The organism is Anaerobacillus sp. 1_MG-2023 (assembly GCF_030547345.1).
GTDB classification, from domain to species: Bacteria; Bacillota; Bacilli; order Bacillales; family Guptibacillaceae; genus Guptibacillus; species Guptibacillus hwajinpoensis_B.
The window spans coordinates 153,263-178,643 of sequence record NZ_JAUORD010000005.1; the positions used below are offsets into that span (position 1 = coordinate 153,263).

General features: G+C 40.8%; 25 protein-coding genes. 10 read left to right on the forward strand and 15 right to left on the reverse strand.

Features of this window, described 5'->3' with window-relative positions; genetic code table 11:
• Positions 1-67: 67 nt before the first annotated feature.
• Positions 68-943, reverse strand: coding sequence for an NAD(P)-dependent oxidoreductase (locus tag Q4550_RS10985; protein WP_303532657.1), 876 nt, complete (start codon positions 941-943; stop codon positions 68-70).
• A 77-nt stretch (positions 944-1,020) separates the two neighbouring features.
• Between Q4550_RS10985 and Q4550_RS10990 the strand changes: the two genes are divergently transcribed.
• A complete protein-coding gene (locus Q4550_RS10990; RefSeq protein WP_303532659.1) occupies positions 1,021-1,977 on the forward strand; it encodes a YndJ family protein in 957 nt (318 codons plus the stop codon).
• Between the two features lie 46 nt (positions 1,978-2,023).
• Here the strand turns inward: Q4550_RS10990 and Q4550_RS10995 are convergent, their stop codons facing one another.
• On the reverse strand, positions 2,024-2,473 hold the full coding sequence (locus tag Q4550_RS10995; RefSeq protein ID WP_276511785.1) for a MarR family winged helix-turn-helix transcriptional regulator: 450 nt from the start codon (positions 2,471-2,473) through the stop codon (positions 2,024-2,026).
• An 81-nt stretch (positions 2,474-2,554) separates the two neighbouring features.
• Positions 2,555-3,001 (reverse strand): MarR family winged helix-turn-helix transcriptional regulator, encoded by a 447-nt coding sequence (locus Q4550_RS11000; protein ID WP_303532663.1) that lies wholly within the window; start codon positions 2,999-3,001, stop codon positions 2,555-2,557.
• A gap of 162 nt (positions 3,002-3,163) precedes the next feature.
• On the opposite strand from Q4550_RS11000, the gene Q4550_RS11005 reads away from it, so the two are divergent.
• Positions 3,164-3,586: an organic hydroperoxide resistance protein gene (locus tag Q4550_RS11005; RefSeq protein ID WP_303532665.1), complete on the forward strand. Its 423-nt coding sequence runs from the start codon at positions 3,164-3,166 to the stop codon at positions 3,584-3,586.
• 215 nt (positions 3,587-3,801) lie between these two features.
• Positions 3,802-4,599 carry an MBL fold metallo-hydrolase gene (locus tag Q4550_RS11010; protein WP_303532666.1) on the forward strand — a complete coding sequence of 266 codons (798 nt, stop codon included), beginning with the start codon at positions 3,802-3,804 and terminating at the stop codon, positions 4,597-4,599.
• On the opposite strand, the gene Q4550_RS11015 is transcribed toward Q4550_RS11010, so the two are convergent.
• From Q4550_RS11015 to msrB, 3 genes are all read right to left on the reverse strand, one after another.
• Positions 4,596-5,645: a GGDEF domain-containing protein gene (locus Q4550_RS11015; RefSeq protein ID WP_303532669.1), complete on the reverse strand. Its 1,050-nt coding sequence runs from the start codon at positions 5,643-5,645 to the stop codon at positions 4,596-4,598. The two genes, Q4550_RS11010 and Q4550_RS11015, sit on opposite strands and share 4 nt — an antisense overlap.
• A 135-nt stretch (positions 5,646-5,780) precedes the next feature.
• On the reverse strand, positions 5,781-6,779 hold the full coding sequence (locus Q4550_RS11020) for an NAD(P)/FAD-dependent oxidoreductase (protein ID WP_303532671.1): 999 nt from the start codon (positions 6,777-6,779) through the stop codon (positions 5,781-5,783).
• Positions 6,776-7,732: a peptide-methionine (R)-S-oxide reductase MsrB gene (gene msrB, locus Q4550_RS11025; protein WP_303532673.1), complete on the reverse strand. Its 957-nt coding sequence runs from the start codon at positions 7,730-7,732 to the stop codon at positions 6,776-6,778. The genes Q4550_RS11020 and msrB overlap by 4 nt, the downstream gene beginning before the upstream one ends.
• 259 nt (positions 7,733-7,991) lie before the next feature.
• Between msrB and Q4550_RS11030 the strand changes: the two genes are divergently transcribed.
• Together Q4550_RS11030 and Q4550_RS11035 are read left to right on the forward strand one after the other, a co-directional pair.
• The gene (locus Q4550_RS11030) at positions 7,992-9,224 is read left to right on the forward strand and encodes an aminopeptidase (protein WP_303532674.1); all 1,233 of its coding nucleotides are present in this window, start codon (positions 7,992-7,994) and stop codon (positions 9,222-9,224) included.
• Positions 9,225-9,361: 137 nt separating this feature from the next.
• Positions 9,362-10,306, forward strand: a complete 945-nt coding sequence (locus tag Q4550_RS11035; RefSeq protein ID WP_303532676.1) for an ATP-grasp domain-containing protein — start codon at positions 9,362-9,364, stop codon at positions 10,304-10,306.
• Between the two features lie 31 nt (positions 10,307-10,337).
• Here the strand turns inward: Q4550_RS11035 and Q4550_RS11040 are convergent, their stop codons facing one another.
• Positions 10,338-11,459 (reverse strand): HD domain-containing phosphohydrolase, encoded by a 1,122-nt coding sequence (locus Q4550_RS11040; protein ID WP_303532678.1) that lies wholly within the window; start codon positions 11,457-11,459, stop codon positions 10,338-10,340.
• Between the two features lie 301 nt (positions 11,460-11,760).
• On the opposite strand from Q4550_RS11040, the gene Q4550_RS11045 reads away from it, so the two are divergent.
• Positions 11,761-12,870, forward strand: a complete 1,110-nt coding sequence (locus tag Q4550_RS11045) for a DUF2515 family protein (RefSeq protein WP_303532680.1) — start codon at positions 11,761-11,763, stop codon at positions 12,868-12,870.
• A 52-nt stretch (positions 12,871-12,922) separates the two neighbouring features.
• Here the strand turns inward: Q4550_RS11045 and Q4550_RS11050 are convergent, their stop codons facing one another.
• The 3 genes from Q4550_RS11050 to Q4550_RS11060 all read right to left on the reverse strand — a co-directional run bounded on the left by Q4550_RS11050 (position 12,923) and on the right by Q4550_RS11060 (position 15,639).
• Entirely contained in the window at positions 12,923-13,378 is a 456-nt protein-coding gene (locus tag Q4550_RS11050; RefSeq protein WP_303532683.1) for a hypothetical protein, read from the reverse strand.
• 1 nt (position 13,379) lies between these two features.
• Positions 13,380-14,192, reverse strand: a complete 813-nt coding sequence (locus Q4550_RS11055) for a DUF3100 domain-containing protein (protein ID WP_303532685.1) — start codon at positions 14,190-14,192, stop codon at positions 13,380-13,382.
• Between the two features lie 214 nt (positions 14,193-14,406).
• On the reverse strand, positions 14,407-15,639 hold the full coding sequence (locus Q4550_RS11060; protein ID WP_303532687.1) for a dicarboxylate/amino acid:cation symporter: 1,233 nt from the start codon (positions 15,637-15,639) through the stop codon (positions 14,407-14,409).
• Positions 15,640-15,864: 225 nt separating this feature from the next.
• Here Q4550_RS11060 and Q4550_RS11065 point away from each other — a divergent pair, with 225 nt between their 5' ends.
• Entirely contained in the window at positions 15,865-16,152 is a 288-nt protein-coding gene (locus Q4550_RS11065) for a hypothetical protein (RefSeq protein WP_194218238.1), read from the forward strand.
• 62 nt (positions 16,153-16,214) lie between these two features.
• On the opposite strand, the gene Q4550_RS11070 is transcribed toward Q4550_RS11065, so the two are convergent.
• The 3 genes from Q4550_RS11070 to Q4550_RS11080 form a co-directional block, all read right to left on the reverse strand.
• Positions 16,215-16,847 (reverse strand): class D sortase, encoded by a 633-nt coding sequence (locus tag Q4550_RS11070; RefSeq protein ID WP_303532690.1) that lies wholly within the window; start codon positions 16,845-16,847, stop codon positions 16,215-16,217.
• Between the two features lie 72 nt (positions 16,848-16,919).
• Complete coding sequence (locus Q4550_RS11075; RefSeq protein WP_303532691.1) at positions 16,920-17,828, reverse strand: DUF6612 family protein; 909 nt, start codon at positions 17,826-17,828, stop codon at positions 16,920-16,922.
• 311 nt (positions 17,829-18,139) lie between these two features.
• A complete protein-coding gene (locus Q4550_RS11080) occupies positions 18,140-19,177 on the reverse strand; it encodes an aldose epimerase family protein (protein ID WP_303532693.1) in 1,038 nt (345 codons plus the stop codon).
• Between the two features lie 365 nt (positions 19,178-19,542).
• On the opposite strand from Q4550_RS11080, the gene Q4550_RS11085 reads away from it, so the two are divergent.
• Genes Q4550_RS11085 through Q4550_RS11095 form a run of 3 tightly spaced genes read left to right on the forward strand, consistent with a single transcriptional unit; the run spans position 19,543 to position 23,322 of the window.
• The gene (locus Q4550_RS11085) at positions 19,543-21,648 is read left to right on the forward strand and encodes a BglG family transcription antiterminator (protein WP_303532694.1); all 2,106 of its coding nucleotides are present in this window, start codon (positions 19,543-19,545) and stop codon (positions 21,646-21,648) included.
• Between the two features lie 14 nt (positions 21,649-21,662).
• Positions 21,663-21,938, forward strand: coding sequence for a PTS sugar transporter subunit IIB (locus Q4550_RS11090; RefSeq protein WP_160918338.1), 276 nt, complete (start codon positions 21,663-21,665; stop codon positions 21,936-21,938).
• Positions 21,939-21,942: 4 nt separating this feature from the next.
• Positions 21,943-23,322, forward strand: coding sequence for a PTS ascorbate transporter subunit IIC (locus tag Q4550_RS11095; protein WP_303532696.1), 1,380 nt, complete (start codon positions 21,943-21,945; stop codon positions 23,320-23,322).
• Between the two features lie 254 nt (positions 23,323-23,576).
• Here the strand turns inward: Q4550_RS11095 and Q4550_RS11100 are convergent, their stop codons facing one another.
• Together Q4550_RS11100 and Q4550_RS11105 are read right to left on the reverse strand one after the other, a co-directional pair.
• Positions 23,577-23,744 (reverse strand): hypothetical protein, encoded by a 168-nt coding sequence (locus Q4550_RS11100; RefSeq protein ID WP_303532697.1) that lies wholly within the window; start codon positions 23,742-23,744, stop codon positions 23,577-23,579.
• A 198-nt stretch (positions 23,745-23,942) separates the two neighbouring features.
• Positions 23,943-25,367 (reverse strand): aldehyde dehydrogenase family protein, encoded by a 1,425-nt coding sequence (locus tag Q4550_RS11105; RefSeq protein ID WP_283153259.1) that lies wholly within the window; start codon positions 25,365-25,367, stop codon positions 23,943-23,945.
• Between the last annotated feature and the right edge of the window lie 14 nt (positions 25,368-25,381).

Below are 25,381 nucleotides of genomic sequence, written 5' to 3' on the forward strand. Positions count from 1 at the left end.
AGAGGGAAACTTCCCTTTATAATCAACGAAAGACCCGGTGCATATGCTCCGGGTCTTTCATTTTCAATTAGGCATCGCGAAATAGTTTCACAAGTGCCTGTGTACCACTATCTTCTTCTCCACGCTCAGCAAGATCTTCGTAGAGCTTTTTCGAAAGCTCAAGGCCAGGTGTCAGCATACCCATTTGCTTGGCAGATTCAAGAGCAATGGTCATGTCTTTAATAAAATGCTTCACGTAAAAGCCAGGCTCAAATCGATTTGAAACCATTCTTGGCGCAAGGTTGCTTAGCGACCAGCTGCCAGCTGCGCCAGATTCAATGCTTTCAAGAACTGTTGTCGGATTCAATCCCGCCTTTTCCGCATAAACAATCGCTTCAGAAACGCCAATCATGTTACTTGCGATGGCAATTTGATTACACATTTTTGTGTGCTGTCCCGCGCCTGCTGGGCCTTGAAGAACAATATTTTGTCCCATTACTTCGAAAATCGGTTGAGCTTTTTCAAACACTTCTAACTCTCCACCAACCATAATGGAGAGTCGCCCTTCCTTCGCCCCAACGTCCCCTCCTGATACAGGAGCATCAAGCGCGTAGAGCTGTTTTGATAGGGCATGCTGATAGATTTCTTCAGCAAGAGCCGGGCTAGAAGTTGTCATATCAATTAGAATCGAATGTGGCTTAGCATGTTCTAGTATCCCTTTCTCACCTATGTAGAGCTCTTCTACATCTTTAGGATAGCCGACCATAGTGATGATTACGTCAGCATGCGCTGCCACGTCCTTCACTTCATCTTGCCATTCTGCCCCTTCTTGAATAAGCGCTTCTGCCTTACTTTTTGTTCGCGTTGAGATAAGCGTGTGGTATCCCGCGTTAATCAAGTTTCGAACCATGCTTTCTCCCATTACACCAATCCCAACAAAACCTAGTACTGGCTTTCGATCCATTTCAATCGCCTCTCTTCCCAGAATTTCCTTTTCTATCACTTCTCTTCATCGTACACTAAAAGAGAGGTGAAATCATAATGAAAACAAGCAGTTTTGCCGGTCTATTTCTTTGGGTAGCCTTCGTTGTCACGAAATTACTCACTACTCCAATCGATACACTTCAATATGTCATGATGTTATTAATGTTCGCTTATCTTGTACTTGTGCCGTTAACCTTAAATCTCGTCCCACAGGGAAAGAACTCCTTTTATCGTTATGCCACCTGGATTCAGCTTCCATCAGCTGTTCTTGCTGGTGTTTCCTTCTTTATTGAACAGGGAACGCTCGCTGTACTTCTAGCCGTTCCGTGGTTTCTTACAACGATTTTAATTGCGCTCTACGGATTTTCTCGTCTCCTCCAAACATGGAAGAGAAGCACAATTTTTGAAGTTCTCATTCAACTGGGTTTAATGTACATAAGCATTGGGGGACTCTGGCTCATTCTACATCGGACAGGCATCCAGATTCTCCATTTTAGTGATGTAATCGTCCTACTCACATCTATTCATTTCCACTATGCCGCTTTCATTACACCCATTACGATGGCGTTCATCGGGAAAATGCTTCTAAAAAAAGCACCTTCCATTCAGCCGTGGTTTAAAACGATTGCGATCTTTGTTCTATTCGGCCCACCTTTCATTGCGGTTGGTATTACACTATCGGATTCGTTGCCCGTTCTTGAGTTTATTTCAGTCGTTGAATTCGTAACACCGCTCATCGTTTTTTCGATTCTTTGTCTCGTCTATTTAGTGCCAACATTGGATTATTCCGTTCAAATGTTGCTCTCAATTTCATTCGCTTCTCTGCTATTCTCGATGAGTTCCGCTATGATTTATGGGTTTGCTCATGTGAATGAAACCGTCATTCTCGGTATCCCTTTAATGGTCTTTTTCCATGGGTTCGTGAACACATTTGGCTTCTCTTTATTTGGCCTGCTTGGCGTGACCGCGATGCAGGAAACAAAAGTACTCAAAAAAACCAGCCTCTCTACATAATGTGAGAAGCTGGTTTTTTGGATCATATTAAGAAATAAAGAGGAATTTATAGCTCCTCTGCATAGTGACCGAGTTTTTTCAGTAGTGTAATGGCCGTTTCTTTCTCTGACTCATCCAAACCGGCAAAGATCGACTGGACTTGTTTCTCATGGTTAGGAAAAATTCGATCCATTAACTTTTTACCTTCATCCGTGATAACAGCATGTGTGATCCTTCGATCATTCGGACATGGATTGCGCTTCAAATACCCTTTTCCTTCAAGCTTGTCAACAACGTAGGTGATGCTTCCACTCGCAAGTAGAATTTTCTCACCGATTTGCTGTAGCGGCTGATTTCCTTTGTGATAAAGCAACTCAAGTACAGCAAATTCCGTTGGATTTAATCCATAGCTTTGAATATCCGTTTTAATATGATCGGTAACAGAGCGATTCGATCTAGCCAGGACAATGAATAGCTTTAGTGAAAGCTCACGATCTTTATCATTCATAACGTTCACCCTTAACTTCTAATATCTTGAATTCGAGATAATTATACTTAATTCCAATAACTTATGTCAACTTAATCTGGAAAATTGCTACTATTTTTCATTCACGGAATGAATATGGTCCAACAGCTGTTGAAAGCCAGATAACGCCTTCGTGAATTCCTCTTTTGATAAACCACTGTTTGCCGCCATAGCGTCTGGAATGATCGAAGCTTCCTCTCTTAACCCTTCCCCTTTTGGTGTTAAACGAACCATCACTCTTCGTTCATCTTCTTTCGAACGCTCTCTCATCACGAGACCCGCTTCTTCCATTCTTTTTAGTAGGGGAGTTAACGTACCTGAGTCCAAATAAAGCTCCGCGCCAAGCGCCTTAACGGTTGTTTCATGTTTTTCCCAAAGAACTAGGAGAACGAGATATTGAGGATACGTAATACCAAGCTGGTTCAAATAAGGGCGATACATCTTCGTAATTTCCCTTGAACAAGCATATACAGAAAAACAGAGCTGATTCTCTAGTTTTAATTGTTCGTTACGGTTCATGATAACCCCTTCTTTACAATAAGTTGTGCACAATCAACTTATCCCGATTTGGCTGTTATGTCAACATGATCGCTTTCTATTGACAGATAAATAACGATGAGATATATTTAATCTTGTAAAATTAAATTGTGCACAACTTAAATTATTAGGAGGAGTTTTATTATGGAATCGTTATATACTGCAAAAGCATCGGCACACGGCGGCAGACAGGGCAAAGTAGAATCAACCGACGGCGTCATCAACATGGACCTTCGTATGCCAAAAGAACTTGGCGGTCAGGGAGGAGAAGCAACAAATCCTGAACAATTGTTTGCAGCAGGTTATGCAGCTTGTTTCGATAGCGCCTTAAATATGGTCGCACGCATGAAGCGAATTAAAATCAAAGATACGGTAGTAGAAGCGCACGTATCAATCGGAAAAGAAGAAGACGGCGCATTCGGACTTAGCGCGAAGCTACACGTTACAATTCCAGGTGTCGATCAAGAAACAGCAAACGAACTTGTTGAAGCGGCACACCAAACTTGCCCTTACTCAAGAGCAACGCGCGGAAATATGGAAGTGGAGCTAGAAGCAATCGCGAAGTAAGCTTCAATCACTAGAAAGAGCTACCGACAGTCGGCAGCTCTTTTTTACTGTTGGGGCGGTTTGGCCAATAAAAATGGAACTTGGACAATAAAATCAAATTTTAGCCAATATCCACCCCACTCCACCAGAAACACATCACCCAACTAGGAGAAAAGGTTTTTTTCTCTTCTAAAATCGCTATACTGGAAGTAGATTAGCGGAAGGTGTGATGGATCGTGCTCACCGTTTCAGAATTTGAGAGTGTTAAGGCTGTAAAAGGGACTTTTCAGCTTGGTGGCGTTCGGATGAACGTGTATATGTACCTTGTAGATGAGCTATTGATCGACTGCGGACCTCGCCGCCTTCAAAAAGAAATAATGGATTTTCTCTCTAAGGAGAGCTATACCCAAATAATCTTAACGCATCATCATGAAGACCATACAGGCAATGCGTCGATGCTTTCTTCAGAAATACCGATGTATATTCATCCTGAAGGCATTCCTTTGTGTCGTGCGAGACCTCATCTCCCCCTCTATCGCCGCGTTTTCTGGGGCTCCCGAAAACCATTCGACGCTAAAGGAATCGAACATCGATTCAAAACAAAACATCATACATTTGATTTACTTCACACGCCCGGTCACGCGCCAGATCACATGGTCCTTCTTGAGAAGGAACGAGGCTGGCTGTTTACAGGGGATCTCTACGTTATGAGTCAGCCAAAAAGCATTTTCCCTTTTGAATCAATTCCAGACGTCATTCAATCACTCCAAAAAGTATTATCACAAGACTTTAAGACCGTTTTTTGTTCGCATGCTGGTATATTACAGAACGGGCGCAGACGAATAGAAGAAAAGCTTTACTATCTTCTTTCCATTCAAGACCAGGTTCTTGCAAAACATAACGATGGCAAGCCGGCATCCGTCATTCAGAAAGAATTGTTTCCAAGTCGGCATGTGCTGAACTACTTTTCACTTTTCGAAAATTCATCTAAACATATCGTTACTTCGATCATAAATAAAGAAGGATCACGCTAGTAGACGTGATCCTTTTCTGTATATTGATCATACCAATAAATTCGATTTCTCCCCTGTTTTTTTGCCAGATATAACCGCTCATCTGCGAGCTTCATGCATGGAATAATGCCATTTTCTAAAGGATAAAGTGCTGTTCCAAAACTCATTGTCACACTAAAATCTTCACCCTTTGCAGTGAAGGTCATATTTCTGATAACTACCTGAATATGTAACAAACATTCTCGCGCTTCTTCTACATCCTCAGCATCTAACAAAATAGCTAATTCCTCTCCGCCATATCGATACGCTCTGCCTTTTGTTCCAATTTGTTTGTTTAATACTTCGCCTATTTTACGGAGTACATTATCGCCAACTAGATGCCCAAATTGATCATTTACTGATTTAAAATAGTCTAAATCGGCAATAACAACGAGGATCGGCTTCTCTCGCTCAGCACAGTGACGCAAATCTTCTTGAAAGGAGCGATGATTGTATAGATCCGTTAAAAAATCTTTCCGCGCAATATCTTCTAATTGAGTATTCTTAGAGCGCATCTTCCGTTCTCTCGAAACGATAATCCCGCCAAGAATCCCCATAAATATAAGGAACATAAAATCTAGAAGGTATGAAATTAGATTATCCCCATTAAACGAATAGCCGCTAAAGATAAGAACTACTGTATAACCTACACCTAGACACAGCGCTGCAATCATACCTCCGCTAAATTTCCAATACACTGCAACATGGAGGATAATTAAATATCCGATGGGAAAGAGCGGACTCCCTCCGCCTCCAGTTAACACAATAAGCCATAGAAAAGCGACGTAATCAAAAGCGACACTCACTTTCGTCATGTAGTGGTATCGTTTTGACTTTAAAGGCGTTCGATGTAGCGCATATTCAGCGACTGCCATATAAACGAAACCAAATATAAGCAAACTCAAAAAAGCAAAGCTATTTCCCTGTAATAAAATATAATAATATACCCCTGCAATGAGGAGAAAAACCCATCGAAAAAGCGATAAAATCTTTTCAATTATATGGTCATTTTCTGTTATTACATTCATTATTTCACCCTTTTCACCTTGATTTATTTCAAGTATGAAAATTTTTCCACCGCATTCATTATAACGCAAAAGTTACGAAACAAGATGCTGTTTTCAAAACTTTCGAACAAGATGAATACAGAAAAAAGGAAGACTTCACGTGGAAGTCTTCCTTTTCATCAACTGCTTTATTTCTTCTGCTACAGCTAACCCTGATAATACAGCACTTTCGATTCGCGTTCGTCCGGCTTGATCATTTTCATGTAAGAATGCATCCCCTGCTACAAAAACAGCCTCTTTCTCTGAAACGTTGAGAAATGGATGATCATGAAAGTGCACTGCTTGAGCATAACGCCATCTTTTTAATTGTTGAGACACCAACGACTCAAAGGGAAGCAAGTGCTCTATCCTTTTCAGCAGTTCAGCCAAAACAGCTTCATCCTCATAGTGATAAAAACTCTTTGAGAAATCAGGAGATGCAGAGACCGTTATAATACGTTCATCCGAAATACCTTTTACACGATTATCAACCATACGCTCGATGCCGTCAGGCAAATCTGAATCCTTATGCCCTTCAGGAGGTAGCCTGGTTTCGTCTTCTTTTTTTAAAGTCAGAAGGCCAACTACCGCAGGATTGAATGTTATTTGGTTGAGCGACTGATGCGATTGATCCGATACATGAACGTCACTCGATTCAAGTATCTGTAGGGTCTGGGGAGCAGGTGGGGTAAATAGTACAAGGCTTGCCTGGACTCGCTCACCCTTCTCCAAAATAACGACGTACTCTTCTTCAGACCGCTCAATTCGCTCAACTTTACTATTTAATTGATGCGGTACTCCACTAGCAAGGTTCTTTACTAATTGATTCATACCGTTTGTTGCTTTGTATCTTGCATGTTTGTCTCCGAACCACCTTGATATCCATTGGTTCTGTTCCCATTTATCGACAAATTGCTGGAACTGATCTGTTCGAACGGTGAAAAATTGTGCCCCATGATCAGCTCGACCATCTCCTATTCTTCTCGTTGCGAGCCGGCCACCGACACTTTTGCTTTTATCAAGTACTAAGGCATTAACCCCGTCTTCGGTTAATTTTCTTGCCGCAAGAATTCCAGCAATACCGCCACCTACAATCGCAACATCAACTTTTCTCATTCAAATAAAACTCGGTATTCGCCGTATCCTTCTTCTTCAAGACTTTCTTTTGGAACGAATTTCATTGCTGCTGAATTAATACAATAGCGAAGACCATTCTCTAAAGGACCATCATTAAATACATGACCGAGATGAGAATCAGCTTCCTTGCTTCGCACCTCCGTTCGAATCATAAAATGACTGAAATCCTTCTTTTCTTTCACAAAATGATTGTTGATCGGCTGCGTAAAACTTGGCCAGCCACAGCCAGCATCATATTGATCCGTTGAGCTAAATAATGGTTCACCAGAAACAATGTCAACATAGATACCAGGTTTGGCATTATCGTAATACTCATTCTGGAACGGACGCTCTGTTCCATTTTTTTGTGTCACTTCGTATTGAATATCTGTTAAACGACTGCGAAGTTCGTCATCGTTTTTCTCATATGCCCAGTTTTTCTCTATGAAATCAGCGCGACCTGATCCTTTTTTGTAGCGATTGTAGTGGGCAGGATTTTTCTTATGGTAATCCTGATGATAATCTTCAGCCGGGTAAAATGGCTTGGCTGGGAGGATTTTTGTCACGATCGGTTTGGAGAAGCGTCCACTTTCTTCTAGCTCTTTACGAGACTCTTCAGCCAGTTTCTCTTGCTCTTGGTTATGATAATAAATCGCTGTGATGTACGTGTCACCACGGTCAAAGAACTGTCCGCCTGCATCTGTTGGGTCAATTTGACGCCAAAATAGATCAAGTAGTTTAGTGTATGGAAAGACGTTTGGATCAAATGTAATTTGAACGGCCTCAACATGACCGGTAGTTTTCGAAATGACTTCTTCGTATGTTGGATAAGGCTTCTCTCCGCCTGTATAGCCAGATACGATGCTTTGAATGCCCGGCATTTCTTCAAATGGCTCAACCATACACCAGAAACACCCTCCAGCAAATGTTGCAAGCTCATAATTCGTACTCATTCTCTACCACTCCAATATAGAAGATTTATTCTACCCTTAAGTGCTACCAAAGGTTCGATTGGTTCGTCTAACCATCAGAAGGAAATGAACTACCTCCTCTTGATGGAAGTTTTCACTTTACATATAACATATCCGAAATGGACGGTTTATTGCCAGAAACTTGCTTTATGAGTAGGTAATCAGGGAATAAATTACTAAAAATCAAGAAATCTGCTACAATTTAGAAGTATAACTACGTGAAAAAAGGAGATCTTCGACTATGGCTACGTTTCAAGAGAATTTACAGAAATACGCAGATTTAGCGGTTAAAGTAGGAGTAAATATTCAACAAGGACAAACTCTTGTTGTAAACGCTCCTCTGACATCAGCCGAATTTGTTCGAAACATTGCTGAAAGCGCTTATAAAGCTGGAGCTAAAAATGTCCACGTTGAATGGAACGATGAAACCTTAACTCGTATTAAGTTTGACAAAGCACCTGACGAAGCATTCAAAGAATTTCCGACCTGGAAAGCGAAGGGCTTTGAAGAGATGGCAGAGAACGGAGCGGCTTTTCTCTCAATCACCTCTTCTAATCCAGACCTTTTAAAAGGTGTAGACCCTGAACGCATTTCGAATGCAAGCAAAACAGCAGGCAAGGCGATGGAGGGGTACCGCAACTATATGATGTCTGATCATAATAGTTGGTCAGTAGTTGCCGTTCCTTCTAAAGGATGGGCTCAGAAAGTATTCCCAGACGCACCAGATGAAGAACAGGAAGCCAAGTTATGGGAAGCCATTTTCGAGGCCACTCGTGTTTCAACTGGCGATCCGGTTCAGGCATGGAAAGAGCACAGTGCTAACCTTGAACAAAAGGTGGATTATCTAAACAATAAGCATTACAGCAAACTTCACTATCGTGCGCCGGGAACAGATCTCACTATTGAACTTCCAAAGGCTCATCAGTGGGTTGGCGGAATCAGCGAGAATGTGAAAGGCGATCATTTTGTTGCGAACATGCCAACAGAAGAAGTGTTTACAATTCCGAATAAAACTGGTGTGAACGGCGTTGTTTCCTCAACAAAGCCCCTTAGCTACGGCGGAACAGTCATTGAGGACTTCACGCTTACATTTGAAGAAGGACGCATTGTAAAAGCAGAAGCGAAGAACGGCAATGAAACACTTCAACATCTGATCGAAACGGATGAAGGCGCTCACTATCTCGGTGAAGTAGCGCTCGTTCCTCATGATTCACCAATCTCGAATGCAGAAATCATTTTCTTCAACACGCTTTTCGATGAAAATGCTTCGAATCACCTTGCGATTGGGAATGCTTATTCCTTCTGTCTTGAAGGTGGGAAAAACATGTCGAAAGAAGAGCTTAAAGCGGCAGGAGCTAACGAAAGTGTAACGCACGTCGACTTTATGATCGGTTCAAAAGAAATGGATATTGACGGAATTAAAGAAGACGGGACAAGTGAACCAGTGTTCCGCAAAGGAAACTGGGCAATTTAGTTTTTAAAGCAGAGCCAACGAGCTCTGCTTTTTTATTTTGAGGCAGGTGAACGTTTTCACTGGGATTCTTATGAAAACTCCTTTATACTTGAGTAAAATGATAGGTTTTAACGGTTATTAAAAAAGGAGGTTATTACATGAGCCCAAAAGTATATATCATTCATGAGAACGAGGAATGGACAAAACCCCTTAAGCATGAACTTGACCAGCTTAACGTCCCATATGAAGACTGGTTTCTGAGCGAAGGGAATTTTGACTTAAGTGACGTACCACCAGATGGTGTTTTCTATAATCGGATGAGTGCTTCCTCCCACACTCGTGATCATCGCTATGCACCCGAATATACTGCAGCAGTACTATCATGGCTTGAGAGTCATGGGCGAAGAGTATTAAACGATAGCCGCGCACTAGCCCTTGAAGTCAGTAAAGTTGCCCAATACGCAGCCCTTAGAAAACATGGGGTGGTTACACCAAAAACGATTGCCGCTGTCGGAAAAGATCATCTTGTGAACGCAGCTGATGCATTTTCTGAGCCATTTATTACGAAGCATAACCGAGCTGGAAAAGGTCTCGGCGTTCAGCTATTTAACAATCCAGAGACGTTGAAGGGCTATGTGATGAGTGATGCTTTTGAAGATTCAATTGATGGGATCACATTGCTTCAGCAGTACATTCAGGCTCCTGACGCTTCGATTACTCGCTGTGAGTTCGTCGGCGGGAAATTCCTCTATGCCGTTCGTGTCGATACGTCTGAAGGTTTTGAGTTATGTCCAGCTGATGCTTGTCAAGTTGGGGATTCTTTTTGTCCGACAACAGAAGAACCCGCTCCTAAATTTGAAATCATTGAAAACTTCGATCATCCTGTTTTGACCAATTATGAAGCATTCTTAAAAGCCAACGGCATCGCTTTTGCAGGAATTGAATGCATTCAAAATGAGCGTGGCGATTTGTTTACTTATGATGTGAATACAAATACGAACTACAATGCCGATGCAGAGAAAAAAGCAGGTATTTCTGGGATGAAAGCCATCGCTGAAACGCTCGCACAGGAACTTTCTAACCTTCATTCTCTACAAAAATAAAGAAGGGCGCCGCGGGCGCTCTTCTTGCTTCTTAATCTTTGTATTGCTCTTTTATCTGGAGAAAACCGTCTATATTTGCTAAAAAAACGTCAATAAGATTGGGATCAAACTGGCCTCCTCGCTCCTTTTTAAAATGAGCGAGAATTTTTTTTGCGTTCCACGCTTTTTTGTAAGGACGATCCGTAGCAAGCGCATCAAAAACATCAGCAACAGAAACAATCCGTCCATAGATGTGGATGTCGTCGCCACTTAGTCCATCTGGATAACCTTTGCCGTCCCAGCGCTCATGGTGCTCCTTGGCAATAACGGCCGCTGCCTTTAGTATACTGCGATTAGAATTTTTCAAAAGGTTATAGCCGATATTAGCATGTTCCCTTACCGCCATGAACTCCTCTTCTGATAGTTTACCAGGCTTATTCAATATCGCATCGGCAATGGCTACCTTCCCGATGTCATGCATTGGTGAAGCTACTTTAATAAGATCAGCTTCTTCTTCACTCAATCCGCATTTCATCGCTAGAAACTTTGCATACTCCGCTACTCGCTTAACATGAGCTCCTGTTTCCTTTGAACGAACTTCCCCAATTTCCCCCATTTTAAAAATGATCTCTCGTTGAGCCTCTTCCATCTCAATGTTCGTTAACACAGCTTCGAGCGCTTGAGCTGTATAAGAAGCTGCAAGGCTTAAATACTTTACGTCCTGAGCTGTAAATACTTCATCAGCAGTTAATTTGTTGATGACCTGATAGACTCCAAGCCTTTGATTTTGCTTATTCGTCAGAGGGATCATCATGACAGACTTTGTTCGGTAGCCTGTCTTCACATCCAACTCCGGACAAAACCGCTTATCCTCATAAGCATCATCGATTACGAGTGGCTTTGACGTTTGATAGACGTAGCCTACTAGTCCGCTCGTGGCAGGAACACGAATTTTTTCCATCCCATGAGGAATCCTCGCCAACAATTCATCTGTTTTTTCATCATATAGCCAGAGTGTACATCTGTCAGCAATGGTCATACCCCTTCCCATATTTTCCATAAGCATCAGGAGTCGATCCAGATTGTTCTCAATCGTTATACGAGCCGCATAATCAAAAATAATCTCGAGAAGCTCTTCAGAATGGAGCTCCCTATTCAATCGGCCATGAGACATGTAGCAATTAGGCCTCCCTCAACGTGCTCATTTCTACTCATGTGAATGAGCCAAATAGTAAAATACGAAAGTGCTAATCATATGAATACTTCTATCATACACTTTTCCAGAGTTTAGTGGTAGAAAAAGGAAGATGACCCCCCCACAATCATCACCAGTTTTTGTGTTTCGAATATGAAAGATTTAATCTTACTCACCCGAGTATGTATCCCTTATTATTAAGATCATGCGAAAAACTCTCTTCTTTTCTGATTCTACATTCATACGTATATAGAAAGGCAAACAAGGGAGTGGAAAAATTGTGAAGTCCTTATTACCTTTCTTTCCACCACAAAAGAAAAAGAGTTTATCTGCTACTCTCAAGTACGAGTTAAAAAACGCAAGCAAAACTCATTCAACTCCCTCGTCATTATCTGCCGAGGAGCAGCAGCTCGTTCAAGCCATTCGTGAAACAACAGAGCGTGCAAATGCGAATAACGTCACTCGCACAAGAGCTTATTTAAATTTCTTTTTCCAACACCCAGAAATCCATTGGGCTTTCCTTGCCCATCTCGTATCTCGGAATGCAGGATGGACAATGACTGATCTACAAGGAGAATATCTCCCTCACCTATTATCTGTAGATCAGCAGATATCCTTCTTCTCTTTTTTGGAACGAGGAAACTGGCTTATTTTTCAGGATGCCTATCCTCAACTTCTTGTTTATCAAGAAAGTGTTAAAAGAAGGAAACCACTTTTTCATCTACTATCTACTTTTCACGTCTCTTCTTTTATGAGTGTTGTTTGGAGAAGGTTCTGGATTGAAAAGGACCGTGATATCCTATCAACAGCTCTCATTATTAATGAACAACACTACATCGATTCACGCGTAATAAAGGATAACGTCTTCCATCAATCAGTTTTTAAAACATTGCCTTTTCAACTACAAAATGTTTTCAATATGAACGTGATTTTATTTCCAAGAAATGATAATAGCTCCATTCAGCTAATTGGGGAAACAGCCAATCATTTTCTTTATGTTAAGGAACGGATCCATCTTGGAAAGCGTCTCTACCAGCTTCTCTTTTCTAAGCAAGAAATCTTCAATGCCATTTTAGATTGGGCATCACATCATCCACATACTGGTTCACGAAAAGACTTTTGGCCACATTTTTTCCATCCAGTAAAGGAAGGAATACCGGGAGAAAAGCGCACCATGGAAAATTGCATGATAACAGAAGGGCCGCGTATTTATAGCCCCCTTTTATCTGTTTGGAAGGACGTCAGTCATGAGCCTCCCAATCGAGAGGATTGGTTTACAAATGATTCACCCCTCTCCCTATTTTCGTTACCCGTTCCTGATTTAACAGGAAACGTGGCGAAAACCTACTGTCACTCAATTGAATGCCTCGAAAAACTCTGTCGTATATAAAAGTCCTGCTCATCTCCAATAAAAAAACTTCCGCACGGGAAGTTTTTTCTGATTAGATAATGTTTTGCATTCTCAAAACTACTTCAGCAATGAGAGCAGAACCTAGAAACGTTCCTACCATGACAAACATAGCGACCACAACACTTCGCCAGCCGAGCTTTACAAAATCTGTCCAAGAGCGTCCAATTGCTATACCAGCATAAGCTAAAATTGGAGTTGCAAGGGCGAGAATATTAATATTTTCCGTCCACTTTACGACATATTCAGAACCTGGCATGATGGGCATCGAAAGAAGAATCCCAATAATTCCAATGTAAGCAACACTTGGAATGTTCATAGGGAGAACGTGCTGAAGAATAAGTCCAGCTAAACAAATGACAATTAAAACGAGCATACCAGGTAAAGCAGAAACCGGAAACACACTATACCCAATCCAGTTTCCCACAGCTGCGATCAAGCCGAAAATCACTAATAATAACGTCCACTCTTGTACATTTTTTAATAGCATCCTATGCTCCTTTCCTCACGCTCGCCTGAGGTGACTTTTCTTTTGTTAGCAGCTGATACATTTTTTCTGTTAAAGGAAGACCTATGAAAATGCTCATGTATAAGCCTGTTGAGAGCGACAGCAAATTGCTCGCACCTGCGAATGCAATAATGTCGTCTGAAAATGCAGGAAAAGCAGCAACGAGCGAACCACTTGCAGCGGCCATCATACTTCCACTTCCAATCCCAGAAGCCATTGCGAACGATAATGGATGGAGCGGTGTAATTGTCGCAAGGAACCCAGATATCACTCCCATAAATACTGCCCCAAAGACTGTGCCAAATATATAAATGGCCATAACGCCTCGTCCTTCAGGTGAATTAAAGCCATATTTATCAACAATCAGCCCAACGTTTGGCTCTCTTGCTACAGAATGCGCCATGCCAATGCTTTCTCTCTTCAGTCCAAGAAAAACAGCAATTGGCAAAGCAATGAATATCGTACCTAAATTTCCGAATTCCTGCAGAAGCAAAGCGGGACCTGCTTCGATTAATTTCGGTAGAGACGGTCCAATAATCACGCCGATTTTTGCGATAAGTAACGTTACACCAAGCACAATTAACGGTTCAGCATGAAGCGCCTGCGTTTTTTTAACAACTGGTGTAAAAAACAGACCGAGTCCAATAAGCATGGCGTACAGCATTGGCAATAATAGAATAACGCCTGGCCCTACTGTAAATTGAAAAACGCCAATCCATTCTGTTAATGCAACAATTCCAAACACAAGTAAATGCAATCTCCAATCTTTCCAAATCCCCTTAAGTTGATCTGACACCCGTATCCCCCATTTCCTTTTCTGCATGAAAGCTCTAAAGTTATTGTTATCTTAATATTTAGATTCTTAAAAGTAAATGGATTATTCTTACACACGGGGTGAGATTTAGCCTGAATTTTTTTAGGAAGCGGATACAAATACAGGCACTATCGTCTTTATCCTTTTTAAGATAAAATTTAGCAGAAAAAAAAGCCAGGCATCGCCCGACTTTTTATTACTCAGCTGTCTTCCCTTTTGCCAATCTTTCTTTTCGATTAATAATCGAAGCACCAACAAGATCTCCCGTTACATTAAGACCAGTGGCACCCATTCCAACTAAGGCATCCACGGCTGTTAATAAAGCAACGGTTTCCATCGGTAACCCAACCTGAGCAAACACGGTGGCGATCATGACGATTCCTGCACCAGGGACACCTGCTGTACCAATTGAGGCAAGTGTTCCAACGATGACGACCATCAACATGTCTGTAAAGCTTAGCGGTGAGCCAACGACATTTGCAGCGAACACCGCAGATATCGCAATTCGGATTGCCGCTCCGTCCATATTAATCGTGGCACCTAGTGGCAAACTAAAACTATATAAACTTTTCGAAACCCCTAGCCCTTTCGCCGCATTCATCGTAAGTGGCAATGTGCCAGAGCTACTTTGCGTAACAAAAGCGGTGATCATCGGCTTACTTGCATGACTAAAAAATTCTTTCGGACTTACTTTGAATAATAACAAGAACAGTACATATATTCCGATCTGTACAATTAAAGCAATATAAAGGACAGCGATCATGTTTCCGAGCGAGAGAATTGTATCCAACCCCTGATTTCCAATTGTTTTCGCAATGATTGCAAAAATCCCGATTGGAACATACTGCAGAATCACATTCATAATTTTAAAAGTCGCTTCATTCAAGCCTTCAACTACTTTATATAAGTGCTCACCGAGCTGACCGTGTTCTTCTGAGTTTCGCAGCGCAGAAATCGCGATACCAAAAGCAAAAGCAGTAAAAATAATACCAAGTAGGTTCATCTCATTAAACGCTGTAACGATATTTGATGGCACGATATTTAAAAGAACACTTACAATCCCAGGATTATCCGGAACGTCAAATGATTGGTTAGGATCGATTGATAATCCTGTACCTGGATTAAATAACGTCGCTATTGTTAGTCCAACGATGATAGCTAAAGCAGACGTCAAAACATAGTATAGAAACACCTTACCTCCCATACGGCCAAGATTATTCAATTTCGTTTGATTGACACCAACAATCAATGTAAATAGAATTAATGGGATAATAAGAAATGATAGCAATTTAATTAATAAATCTCCAAGCGGAGCGAGAATGGCCGCATCCTTGCCAAAAGCAAGACCAACTATAATACCGAGAACTAGCGCAACGGTGATTTTTACTATTAACGAAGCATTCAAATAGCCTCTCAATACATTCTTCATGATTTCCCTCCTAATAAAAGAATGTTAATTATTCATATATAATTACTAGGGAATAAGATACAGCACTATAAGCTATAAGTCAAAATGTTAGCTTTAACCTCCAAATATCTGAGCTTAACCCACTCTACAAAACTTTCATTCTTTAAATCTCTTTTTCATGTATAGAGTAGGATAAACTCGGATAGACTGCTTACTAAAATCTATTAAAATAGCTGGAGGATGAACATGAGTAAACTAGAAGTATTCCCCGTCACCCCTTTCGAAACGTACCTTGAGATGACGCAATACGGAACAGAGGTCCATTTTGAATACGATAAGTACGAGCTCTTATCCGGAACAGTTGAAGATGGAAAGATGTATTTTCTAATTGATTACAACACAGGACTAACGTATGAAGTAGAAGAAAACATTGCGCATACTTTATTACAATTAAATGAATTAGGAAAAGGCGATCATCTTGTCCAGGAGATCAGACCGCGTTTACGACCCTCTACATCCCTTTCCCGCATATGAAAAAGTCCTGCTAGACGGCAGGACTTTTTCATATGCTTCATTCGTTTATCTGGCGGAGTTACCTACATATCCATCACGTTCACTAGTTCCGATTGAATCACATATCGTTCAGCGGCGTGTCCAATGAATTCAAAAGGATAGCACGTCGTTAACGTTAATGTCGCCTCTTCTTTGTCGACAATAACCGTCCTGTCGTCCTCATCAACAACCTTTATTCCGACAACGATGTACTCATATCGTTTTCCATCGAATTCAAAAAAGATTGGATCATCTTTCTGAACATTATTCAATCCAGTGAAAACGGTGTCCCGATGTCCACTTAATACGGTATGACGGCCTTGATCAGGTGTCGTTGTATACTGACTTACGTACATCCCAACACCTTGACTTAACGTTTCTTCATCTGTTCCCCAATAAGTAGTAAATCCCTTTTCAATTGCAGGAATAATTAATCGACCTACTTCCTCGCCCTTCTCATAAGCATTTATTTCATCACTCATTACCGCCGCTTGCTCTTTTGAATGACTACTAGCCGTTTCTATTTCCTGAACTTCGCTTGCTTCTTCGGTATTCCACCTCTCAGTCTCTTCAGCATCTACTTGCTCAACTGCTTGCGTGGACTGCCACCACTCATAGCCATAGAAGGCTGCTATAAATAGACCTGCACACATCAAAACAACATAAACTTTGTTCATTTCTCCACCTCAATTGCTCGTCCTATAGAAAGGGAAAAAAACGCATCATGCTTGGCGGTTCTTCACAATAGATTATTGAGTACGTGTTTTCCTTCTAAAAACCAATAGGCCACCTGCTATTAAAGCTAGTGACGCTCCACCTAAGGCAAGCATAGGATTGGCAGTAGCCGTTTCAGGCATTTGTCCGCCCTCCAATGGCTTCGCCGAATCAATCACATTAGCTGGAACGGTAATTTCATCAACACCGTTATAGTTGTCTACCGACATTTCCATCGATTGAGTCATATTCATGCTTTCTCCCTCGATTTCCATATCCATATCAATGTCCATTGATAATTGCTTCATGTAATAAGTCTTTTTATCGATCGTCACTTCATAGTTAAAATCATTAATCGTCATCTGCTCCATAAGTCCTTTCATTGACCCGGAGTCTTCACCTGACATACTCTCTTCAAACATTTTCATAGATGCTTCCATTAACGTCTTGCCGTCGCCCTCATATGTTAAAACGAATCCTTCGCCAGTTTCTTCAACGCTCATCTCTTCACCAAGTTCTTCGGCTTGCGACATCTGGCCTTCCACCATCGTCATGCTTTGAAGCTCTTCTAAACCTTGCGTCAGTTCTTCAGGCATCTTAATCCAGCCCTTTTCAGGATCTTCCTGGTAGAAACCTTCCTCTGTCCAATAAGACTCTAGTGAGACTTCACCTTCCTCAGGCGATTGTGTTGTCACAACCTGATGCATTGCGAAAGGCTTCAGCGTTATGTCCGCTTCAGATTCGCTAGAAATGGACATCGTTTCACCTTTAAGAGGAATCGATTGTTCCATATTTGTTTTTGTAGAATAGCTCTCGATTTCAGTCATTGCTTCATTCGACTGCTTTAGAATGTCCGTCGCACTCATTTCCTTTGCAGAGGTGTGAAACGGGGCACCTACAAAAACAACTGCTGCTAACGATAGTGGGGCTAACTTCTTTAACATCCAAACACTCCAATTCATTTTTTTGGCAAGAGAAGGCTAGGGATCTGACGTTACATTATGTATGGAACTACCTGATGGTTTTCGTAATCACCAGTTTCTTTCACATATGCCTTAATTTCCCATTTTTGTATAAATCGAAACATTTTTATATAAAAAACCAAGGAGCCTCCGAATAAAAGGCTTCTTGGTTTTGAGAGACAAACTATTACGAATCAGAAAAGAATCCAATAACATCAAGGTAGATCCTATATGAGATACAAATAGTACTTTTAACACCATTGTATATAAAAGGACTTGATGAGGATTTATGGTTACCTCGTTTGAAATTTATAGCGTGTTTTTGATTCGTATGGTGTGTTTTCACTTAGCACAACAGATGGAAATTCTGGTTGATTAATAGCATTTGGATGTTTTTGCGTCTCAAGACATACCCCTAGATATTTTTTTGAAGGAACCTCTCTTATCTTGAAACCTTCACATATGCTGTTGCCTGTATATAGCACAACGCAGGGCTCGCTCGTAGCAACGGTCAGCTTCCGTCCTGAAGAACTTAATACAATTTCTTGATGATCTTCAAGGATAAATGGATGGTCATACCCTTCACCTACTATTAAATTCTGCTCATGAGGATGATTCACACCCTCACTCAATTTGTTCCCGTCTCGAAAATCAAAAGACGTTCCCTGCACATTTAATAGCTTTCCAGTCGGTATCATGTCACGGTTTAACTCTAAATAGTAATTGCTTTTCAACTTTAAAGAATGACTCAACACATCTTCCTTCAAATCCCCACTTAAATTAAAATAAGTATGGTTTGTCAAATTCATGATCGTATCTTTGTCAGAAGTAGCACTGTAATGAATCGTTAATTCATCTTGATTGTTCAAAGTATAACGTACAACAACTTCTACATTGCCCGGATAACCTTCTTCTCCATCAGCACTATGATATTTAAATTCAATAGTCCCCTCATCCTGGTGATTTTGAATGACTTTGGCATCCCAAATTACGCTATTAAACCCCCTACTGCCTCCATGAATATGGTTGTTAGCATCGTTTTTATGTAAGTGAAATTCTTTTCCACCTAATTCAAAGGAACCGCCTTCAATTCTTCCAGCTACTCTCCCAATAACGGCCCCAAAATAATTGGAACAAGTTAGATACTCTTCCAGGGTGTCATAACCCAGTACTATATTTTCAAGTTGTCCATTCCTATTTGGGCTGAGAATGCGAGTAATAATGCAACCATAATCAATACAAGAAATTTCAAAACCACTTTTCGTTTGCAACTTAAATAATGTTACATCCTGACCATTTAACGTTCCAAAGTTTTCTTGAGATATGTTCATAAGTATTCCATCTCCTTATAAAACGAAGTTATTAGACTATTATCTAAAAAGGTTCTAGTAAAATTGGGGGTGGAAAAACCAAAGAATGAATCGATTCTTTTAATACTTTGGTTAGTATATCACCTACATATTTGTTAATCTACTGACTCCATACATATACGGTTCTTTCTAGAATCTGATTCGAATTTCTCTCTTCAAACACGTTCCAATTTCACATCTGTTCACTTTTGCAAATTGACGAAATACAAAAACAACACATTGCAAACCCTTTCATATTAATCTTATCGCCTATATACTTAGCAATATCAAATCATGATTTGTTTCATCCGTATCATTTTGCAATTGTAAGGGAGTTGGAGATCTCCATGTCACTTGATGAAAGAAGCACATTTTTACTAACAAAGCTCGTGAATGCAACAGAGTTAGTTACGGTTGATCATGTCATTGACCAATTAGGAATATCAAAACGAACTGTTCATTATGACCTACAAAAAATTAACGATTGGCTAGATGAGAACAAGCTACCCATTATCCAAACAAAACAAGGAATGGGGTACTATCTCTCTGAAGAGACCAAACAAACCGTTCCTAAATTGATGAAGGAACTAAAAGAATGGCAGTACCACTATTCTCAACCGGAACGCATCACTTTAATTGGCGTTGAACTCTTAACAAACGATAAGCCAGTCTTTATGCAGAACTTTATGGAACGTACTCAAGTAAGTCGCGGCACAGTCGCTAAGGATTTAAAACTTGTTAAAAAAGTTCTGGCCGAGGAAACATTAACTTTACAATTTGAAAGAACAACCGGCTATGTAGTGGAAGGTAAAGAGGAAAATAAGAGGAGAATATTGAGTCGTTTTCTGTCCGAGGTTCTCACAAATGGACAATTAACCGAAATGACGAATTTTCTTTATCCTCTCTTAAAGAACGGTGATGAACACACCTATTCACACCTCATTCCGATGAAGCAAATCATCATGAATGCTGAGCCAATTCTAAAAGTAGAGCTAACGGACGATACGATACATGTTCTAGCCATTCAGCTTGTCGTTCTTCTTCAACGTTTGAAAGGCGAGCATCGCATCCTGCTTGATCCAGATGAAAAACACGCTGTTTGTTCAACGAGAGAATTTGAAGCAGCAAAGAGCATTGCAAAAGAATTAGAAGTTCAATTCAAACTCTCACTATCAATGGATGAGATAGGTTTTATCACGATGCACCTTCTTGGCTCAAGGGTCAATTATTCTGAAGTGGGCACTGTTGGTAGTCTTGAAAGTAACAAGCTGAGAAACGTTGTTAGAGAGATTGTTAATGAATTTCAAGTTTACGCTTGTGTCTTATTCGATCAGCGCGATGAACTAGAAGAAGCTCTTTTTCTTCACCTTAAACCAACGTACTACCGCTTGAAATATCATGTTCCGATTACAAACGAACTAACAGAGTCGGTACAACAGGAATATCCAGATGTCTTTTCCATTACGAAACGCGCTGTTTGGCCGATCGAATTGATGATGTCTCAAAAGCTACCCGATGATGAGCTCGCTTATCTAGCGATGCACTTTGGAGCTTGGATGCAGAAGGAAGAGCTTCCGGAAGTGACGTTCGGAAAAGCAATTATCGTTTGTGAAAAAGGCATTGGCACATCAAATATTTTAAGAGGACAGCTTGAAAAGCTTCTCACAAATGTGGAAGTCATTGGGACAGTATCAAGAAGACAATTTATACAAAACCACTACGATGTGGATTATGTCTTCTCTACATCACCATTGGAACATGACACGTTACCTGTGTTAACGGTGAATCCCATTTTGACACAGCAGGGAAAAGAGAAAATCCTTCATTGGATGGAGGAAGTACAAACAACTTCTCATGAAGAAACTGACTTGAACCCAGATGTGATCGTTGAAATCATGAAAAAACATGGAACGATTACGAATGAGAAGGAACTAAGAAATGAATTACATCAGTTATTTGCTCCATCACCAACCAGCTTATCAATAGAAAGGTTTGAACGACCTATGTTAAATGACTTACTACATGAAGAAACCATTCAATTTGCTACGCAGACAGCAGATTGGAAAGAAGCGATCAAAACAGCAGCTCTGCCGCTCCTTGCGACAGAGCAAATCACCTCTTCTTATATCGATGCCATGATCAAAAATGTAGAAGATTTGGGGCCTTATGTAGTCATCGCTCCAGGAATCGCTATTCCTCATGCCCGTCCAGAAGAAGGTGTGAATACGGTTGGTATGAGCTTGCTTCGATTAGATCAAGAGGTTCCCTTTTCATCGAAAGAAAAGCATCAGGTAAAGTTGTTAATCGTACTCGCTGCAGTAGATAACGAAACGCACCTAAAAGCTCTTGCTCAACTTTCGGAGCTGCTGTCAGAAGAAGAAAACCTAGAAATGATTTATGGTGCAGAGGAAAAAGAAGAAATTATTAAACTCGTATCAAAATACTCAAACTAAGGGAGAGAATAAAAATGAAAAAAATTCTTGTTGTATGTGGTAATGGACTAGGAAGCAGCTTTATCGTAGAAATGAACGTGAAAAGTATTCTAAACGAGCTTGGAATTGAAGCTGAGGTTGATCATACAGATCTTACAACTAGTAAATCTGAGAATGCTGATTACTTCTTAGGCTCAACAGAGATTGTTGAAAATCTAGAAGACGGCAAGCGAAATGTCATTAAGCTAAATAATTTAATGGATAAAAAGGAACTAAGGACGGCGATTGAAGCAAATTTGAAAGGGGCATAACATCATGGTCGATCTTATAATGAAAGATATTCTAGGAACACCGGCGATTCTTGTAGGGTTATTTGCTCTTATTGGTCTCCTTCTTCAAAAGAAAGATGTCGCAAATGTTATATCAGGTACATTAAAAACGATCATGGGATTTGTCATTCTGGGGGCAGGCGCTGGCGTGCTTGTCGCCTCCCTTGATAACTTTAGTAGTATGTTTGATCACGCTTTTGAAATTCAAGGAATCATTCCGAATAATGAAGCGATTGTAGCATTAGCGCAGGATGCGTTCGGCGCAGAAACAGCGATGATTATGCTTTTCGGAATGGTAGCAAACATTCTTCTAGCACGCATTACCCCTTTTAAGTATATCTTCTTAACTGGTCATCACACCATGTTCATGGCATGTCTGATTGCTGTTATTCTTTCAACTGGTGGCTTTAGCGGTGTAACAATGATCGTCACTGGTTCAATTATTCTTGGTTCTCTGATGGTCCTCTTACCTGCCCTACTACAACCTTACACAAGAAAAATTACAGGTAGCGATGATTTCGCGATCGGCCACTTTGGCTCGTTCGGTTATCTAATCGCAGCTGCTGTCGGAAAAGCAGTTGGTAAAAACTCTAAATCTACTGAGGAAATTAAAGTACCGAAGTCTTTTAACTTCTTGCGAGACACATCTGTATCCGTTTCTCTTACGATGGCGATTCTCTTCTTCGTAGTCGCTCTTTTCACAGGGCCTGCATTCATCGAATCCGAGCTAAGCGGTGGAACAAACTTCTTAGTCTTCTCGTTTATGCAAGCGTTAACGTTTGCAGCTGGAGTGTACATCATTTTAGCGGGTGTAAGAATGCTCCTATCTGAGATTGTACCAGCTTTTAAAGGAATTGCTGATAAAATCGTACCAAATGCGATTCCAGCACTTGATGCCCCGTCTGTGTTCCCATTCGCAAACAACGCGGTAATCATCGGTTTCTTCTTTAGCTTTGTCGCTGGACTTCTCAGCATGTTCCTTCTACCGATCTTAGGCCTAAAAGTAATTGTTCCTGGGCTTGTCCCTCACTTCTTTACCGGAGCCGCAGCTGGCGTATTCGGTAATGCAACTGGCGGGCGTAAAGGAGCGGTATTTGGCTCTATGGCTAACGGGGTAATTATTAGCTTCTTGCCAGCTCTTCTTCTTCCAGTGCTTGGCTCATTAGGCTTTCAAGGAACAACATTCGGAGATTCAGATTTCGGCGTAGTCGGACTCCTTCTCGGAGGCTTGATTGAACTTCTATCTTCTAACATCCTATTCCTTGTGATCGTTGCTGCGATACTAATTGCTGTATTTGTAGGGACTAGCTTAATTAAACGTTCTTCAACGAAGAATAAATTAGAAGAAAAGCATGAAGCTATGTAGGTGATTGAAAGAGACCATCCCTGGTTAAAGGGATGGTCTCTTTTATACTACGCCAAATACTTTTCCACAGTTACCATATAAACTAGCTGATCCAAGTCATTGGAAATACATTCTCGCTAACGTTGAAAAATCAATCATTGTAATATGCGCGCCAAAGATTAAACTCTTTCTAATGAACACATCTAACTCTTGGATTAATAAAAACTTAGCATCTTTATAGTCAATTCCATTTAAAAAGAATAGTTTACAGACTATCACATCTTTTCTCGATCAAGCTTATGATTAATTTCATGAAGCAAATAAAGCCCTCGAAGCAAACAACCTACGATAATCCCAAATCCAATGATGAGTCCGATTTCGTTCAATGGCAACAATATAAGTCCAACCACACTGCTCGCTACGATAAGAAAAAAGAGAAACATCTCGCACCTCCTAAATTCATACAAAACTAATCTATCATTTCTTACGTCAAACATGGGGTTATGAGCAAAATTAATAAGTATTTTTGTTTCTTTACAGACCTTAACCAGTGATTTCTGCTACTTTTATCTACAACCCAACAATAAAAAGAGCAGCTGCCATTATGGCAACTGCTCTCTTTCATAATTTATCAAATTCACTTAAGAAGGGAATCCTAGTACGGCTTTCGTTTCAAGGTACTCTTCAATTCCGAAATCTCCCCACTCGCGTCCGATACCGGATTGCTTGTAACCACCAAACGGTGCTGCAAAATCCATGTCTGCATTGTTCACTTTAATTCTTCCAGCACGGATGCTTGTTGCAACTTTGCGAAGCGTTTCTTTATCTTCACCAAAGACATAACCTGCCAGGCCATATACAACGTCATTTGCGATTTCGATCGCTTCATCAATTGTTTCATATGTGATGATCGACATAACTGGTCCAAAGATCTCTTCTTGCGCAATAACCATGTCATTCTTCACGTCTGTAAAGATAGTTGGTTGTGCGTAATAGCCCTTTTCAAGACCTTCTGGCTTACCAGTTCCACCTGCGATAAGTGTCGCGCCTTCGTCAATTCCTTTTTGAATATAAGACTGCACGGTATTCCACTGCTTTTCAGAAACGAGTGGTCCTACATAGTTATTTCCATTCGGATCGCCAACTGGGAATTCTGGAAGAACATTTTTTACCGCTTCTTCAAATTCTTCTTTTCTAGAAGCAGGAACAATCATTCTAGTCCCAGCGGAACATACTTGACCAGAGTTTGTTGCAATGTGGCTTACAGCAGCTTTAGCAGCTTTTGTAATGTCTGCATCTTCAAGCATGACAAATGGAGATTTCCCTCCAAGTTCAAGTGCAACTGTCTTGATTGTTTCTGCCGCGTTTTTCATTACTTTTTCACCAACGCCTGCTGATCCTGTAAACGAAACAAAATCGATATCAGGGTGTGAGCTAATGCCGTCACCGATCGTTTCGCCTGTACCGTTCACAAGGTTAAATACGCCTTTAGGTACGCCAACTTTATCAAAGATTTCTGTTAAGATAATTGCAGCAAATGGTGTGATTTCAGCTGGCTTTAAGACAACTGGACTACCTGCTGCAAATGCACTCGCAATCTTAGTAGACGATTGGTTTGTCGGGAAATTCCAAGGTGTAATAAGGCCACTTACACCAACTGCTTCTTTAAAGATCGTATGATCGCCACGATCTTCTGAGAAAGAATACTCTTTCAGTGCTTTCGCTGCTTCAGAGAAGTGTTGATAGCCCATGTTGTAATGAACTTTCTCTGAAATGGATCGAGGAGAACCAAGTTCTTGTGTAATCACGTCAATGATTTCTTCTTTACGGTTCGCGTATTCTGCCGCGATATCTTCGAGCATTTTCACACGTTCTTCTCGACTTGTTTGAGAGAAAGAAGGGAATGCCGCACGAGCTGCTTTAACTGCTTTATCCAAATCTTCTTTCGTTCCCAAACTAATCTTGCCGATGACTTCTTCTGTCGCTGGATTGATTACGTCATGTGTTTCTGAACCTGTAGATTCAACCCATTCGCCGTTAATGTAATGTTTTAATTGGTTACGCATGATGTAAAAACTCC

Coding starts and splice junctions, on each gene's coding strand:
- Q4550_RS10990 (WP_303532659.1), top strand. CDS start 1,021: ATGAAAACAAGCAGTTTTGCCGGTCTATTTCTTTGGGTAGCCTTCGTT.
- Q4550_RS11065 (WP_194218238.1), top strand. CDS start 15,865: ATGAGTAAACTAGAAGTATTCCCCGTCACCCCTTTCGAAACGTACCTT.
- Q4550_RS11075 (WP_303532691.1), bottom strand. CDS start 17,828: ATGTTAAAGAAGTTAGCCCCACTATCGTTAGCAGCAGTTGTTTTTGTA.
- Q4550_RS11020 (WP_303532671.1), bottom strand. CDS start 6,779: ATGAGAAAAGTTGATGTTGCGATTGTAGGTGGCGGTATTGCTGGAATT.
- Q4550_RS11035 (WP_303532676.1), top strand. CDS start 9,362: ATGAGCCCAAAAGTATATATCATTCATGAGAACGAGGAATGGACAAAA.
- Q4550_RS11050 (WP_303532683.1), bottom strand. CDS start 13,378: ATGCTATTAAAAAATGTACAAGAGTGGACGTTATTATTAGTGATTTTC.
- Q4550_RS11090 (WP_160918338.1), top strand. CDS start 21,663: ATGAAAAAAATTCTTGTTGTATGTGGTAATGGACTAGGAAGCAGCTTT.
- Q4550_RS11085 (WP_303532694.1), top strand. CDS start 19,543: ATGTCACTTGATGAAAGAAGCACATTTTTACTAACAAAGCTCGTGAAT.
- Q4550_RS10985 (WP_303532657.1), bottom strand. CDS start 943: ATGGATCGAAAGCCAGTACTAGGTTTTGTTGGGATTGGTGTAATGGGA.
- Q4550_RS11080 (WP_303532693.1), bottom strand. CDS start 19,177: ATGAACATATCTCAAGAAAACTTTGGAACGTTAAATGGTCAGGATGTA.
- Q4550_RS11100 (WP_303532697.1), bottom strand. CDS start 23,744: ATGTTTCTCTTTTTTCTTATCGTAGCGAGCAGTGTGGTTGGACTTATA.
- msrB (WP_303532673.1), bottom strand. CDS start 7,732: ATGAGTACGAATTATGAGCTTGCAACATTTGCTGGAGGGTGTTTCTGG.
- Q4550_RS11005 (WP_303532665.1), top strand. CDS start 3,164: ATGGAATCGTTATATACTGCAAAAGCATCGGCACACGGCGGCAGACAG.
- Q4550_RS11105 (WP_283153259.1), bottom strand. CDS start 25,367: ATGCGTAACCAATTAAAACATTACATTAACGGCGAATGGGTTGAATCT.
- Q4550_RS11040 (WP_303532678.1), bottom strand. CDS start 11,459: ATGTCTCATGGCCGATTGAATAGGGAGCTCCATTCTGAAGAGCTTCTC.
- Q4550_RS11030 (WP_303532674.1), top strand. CDS start 7,992: ATGGCTACGTTTCAAGAGAATTTACAGAAATACGCAGATTTAGCGGTT.
- Q4550_RS11015 (WP_303532669.1), bottom strand. CDS start 5,645: ATGAATGTAATAACAGAAAATGACCATATAATTGAAAAGATTTTATCG.
- Q4550_RS11000 (WP_303532663.1), bottom strand. CDS start 3,001: ATGAACCGTAACGAACAATTAAAACTAGAGAATCAGCTCTGTTTTTCT.
- Q4550_RS11095 (WP_303532696.1), top strand. CDS start 21,943: ATGGTCGATCTTATAATGAAAGATATTCTAGGAACACCGGCGATTCTT.
- Q4550_RS11060 (WP_303532687.1), bottom strand. CDS start 15,639: ATGAAGAATGTATTGAGAGGCTATTTGAATGCTTCGTTAATAGTAAAA.
- Q4550_RS11070 (WP_303532690.1), bottom strand. CDS start 16,847: ATGAACAAAGTTTATGTTGTTTTGATGTGTGCAGGTCTATTTATAGCA.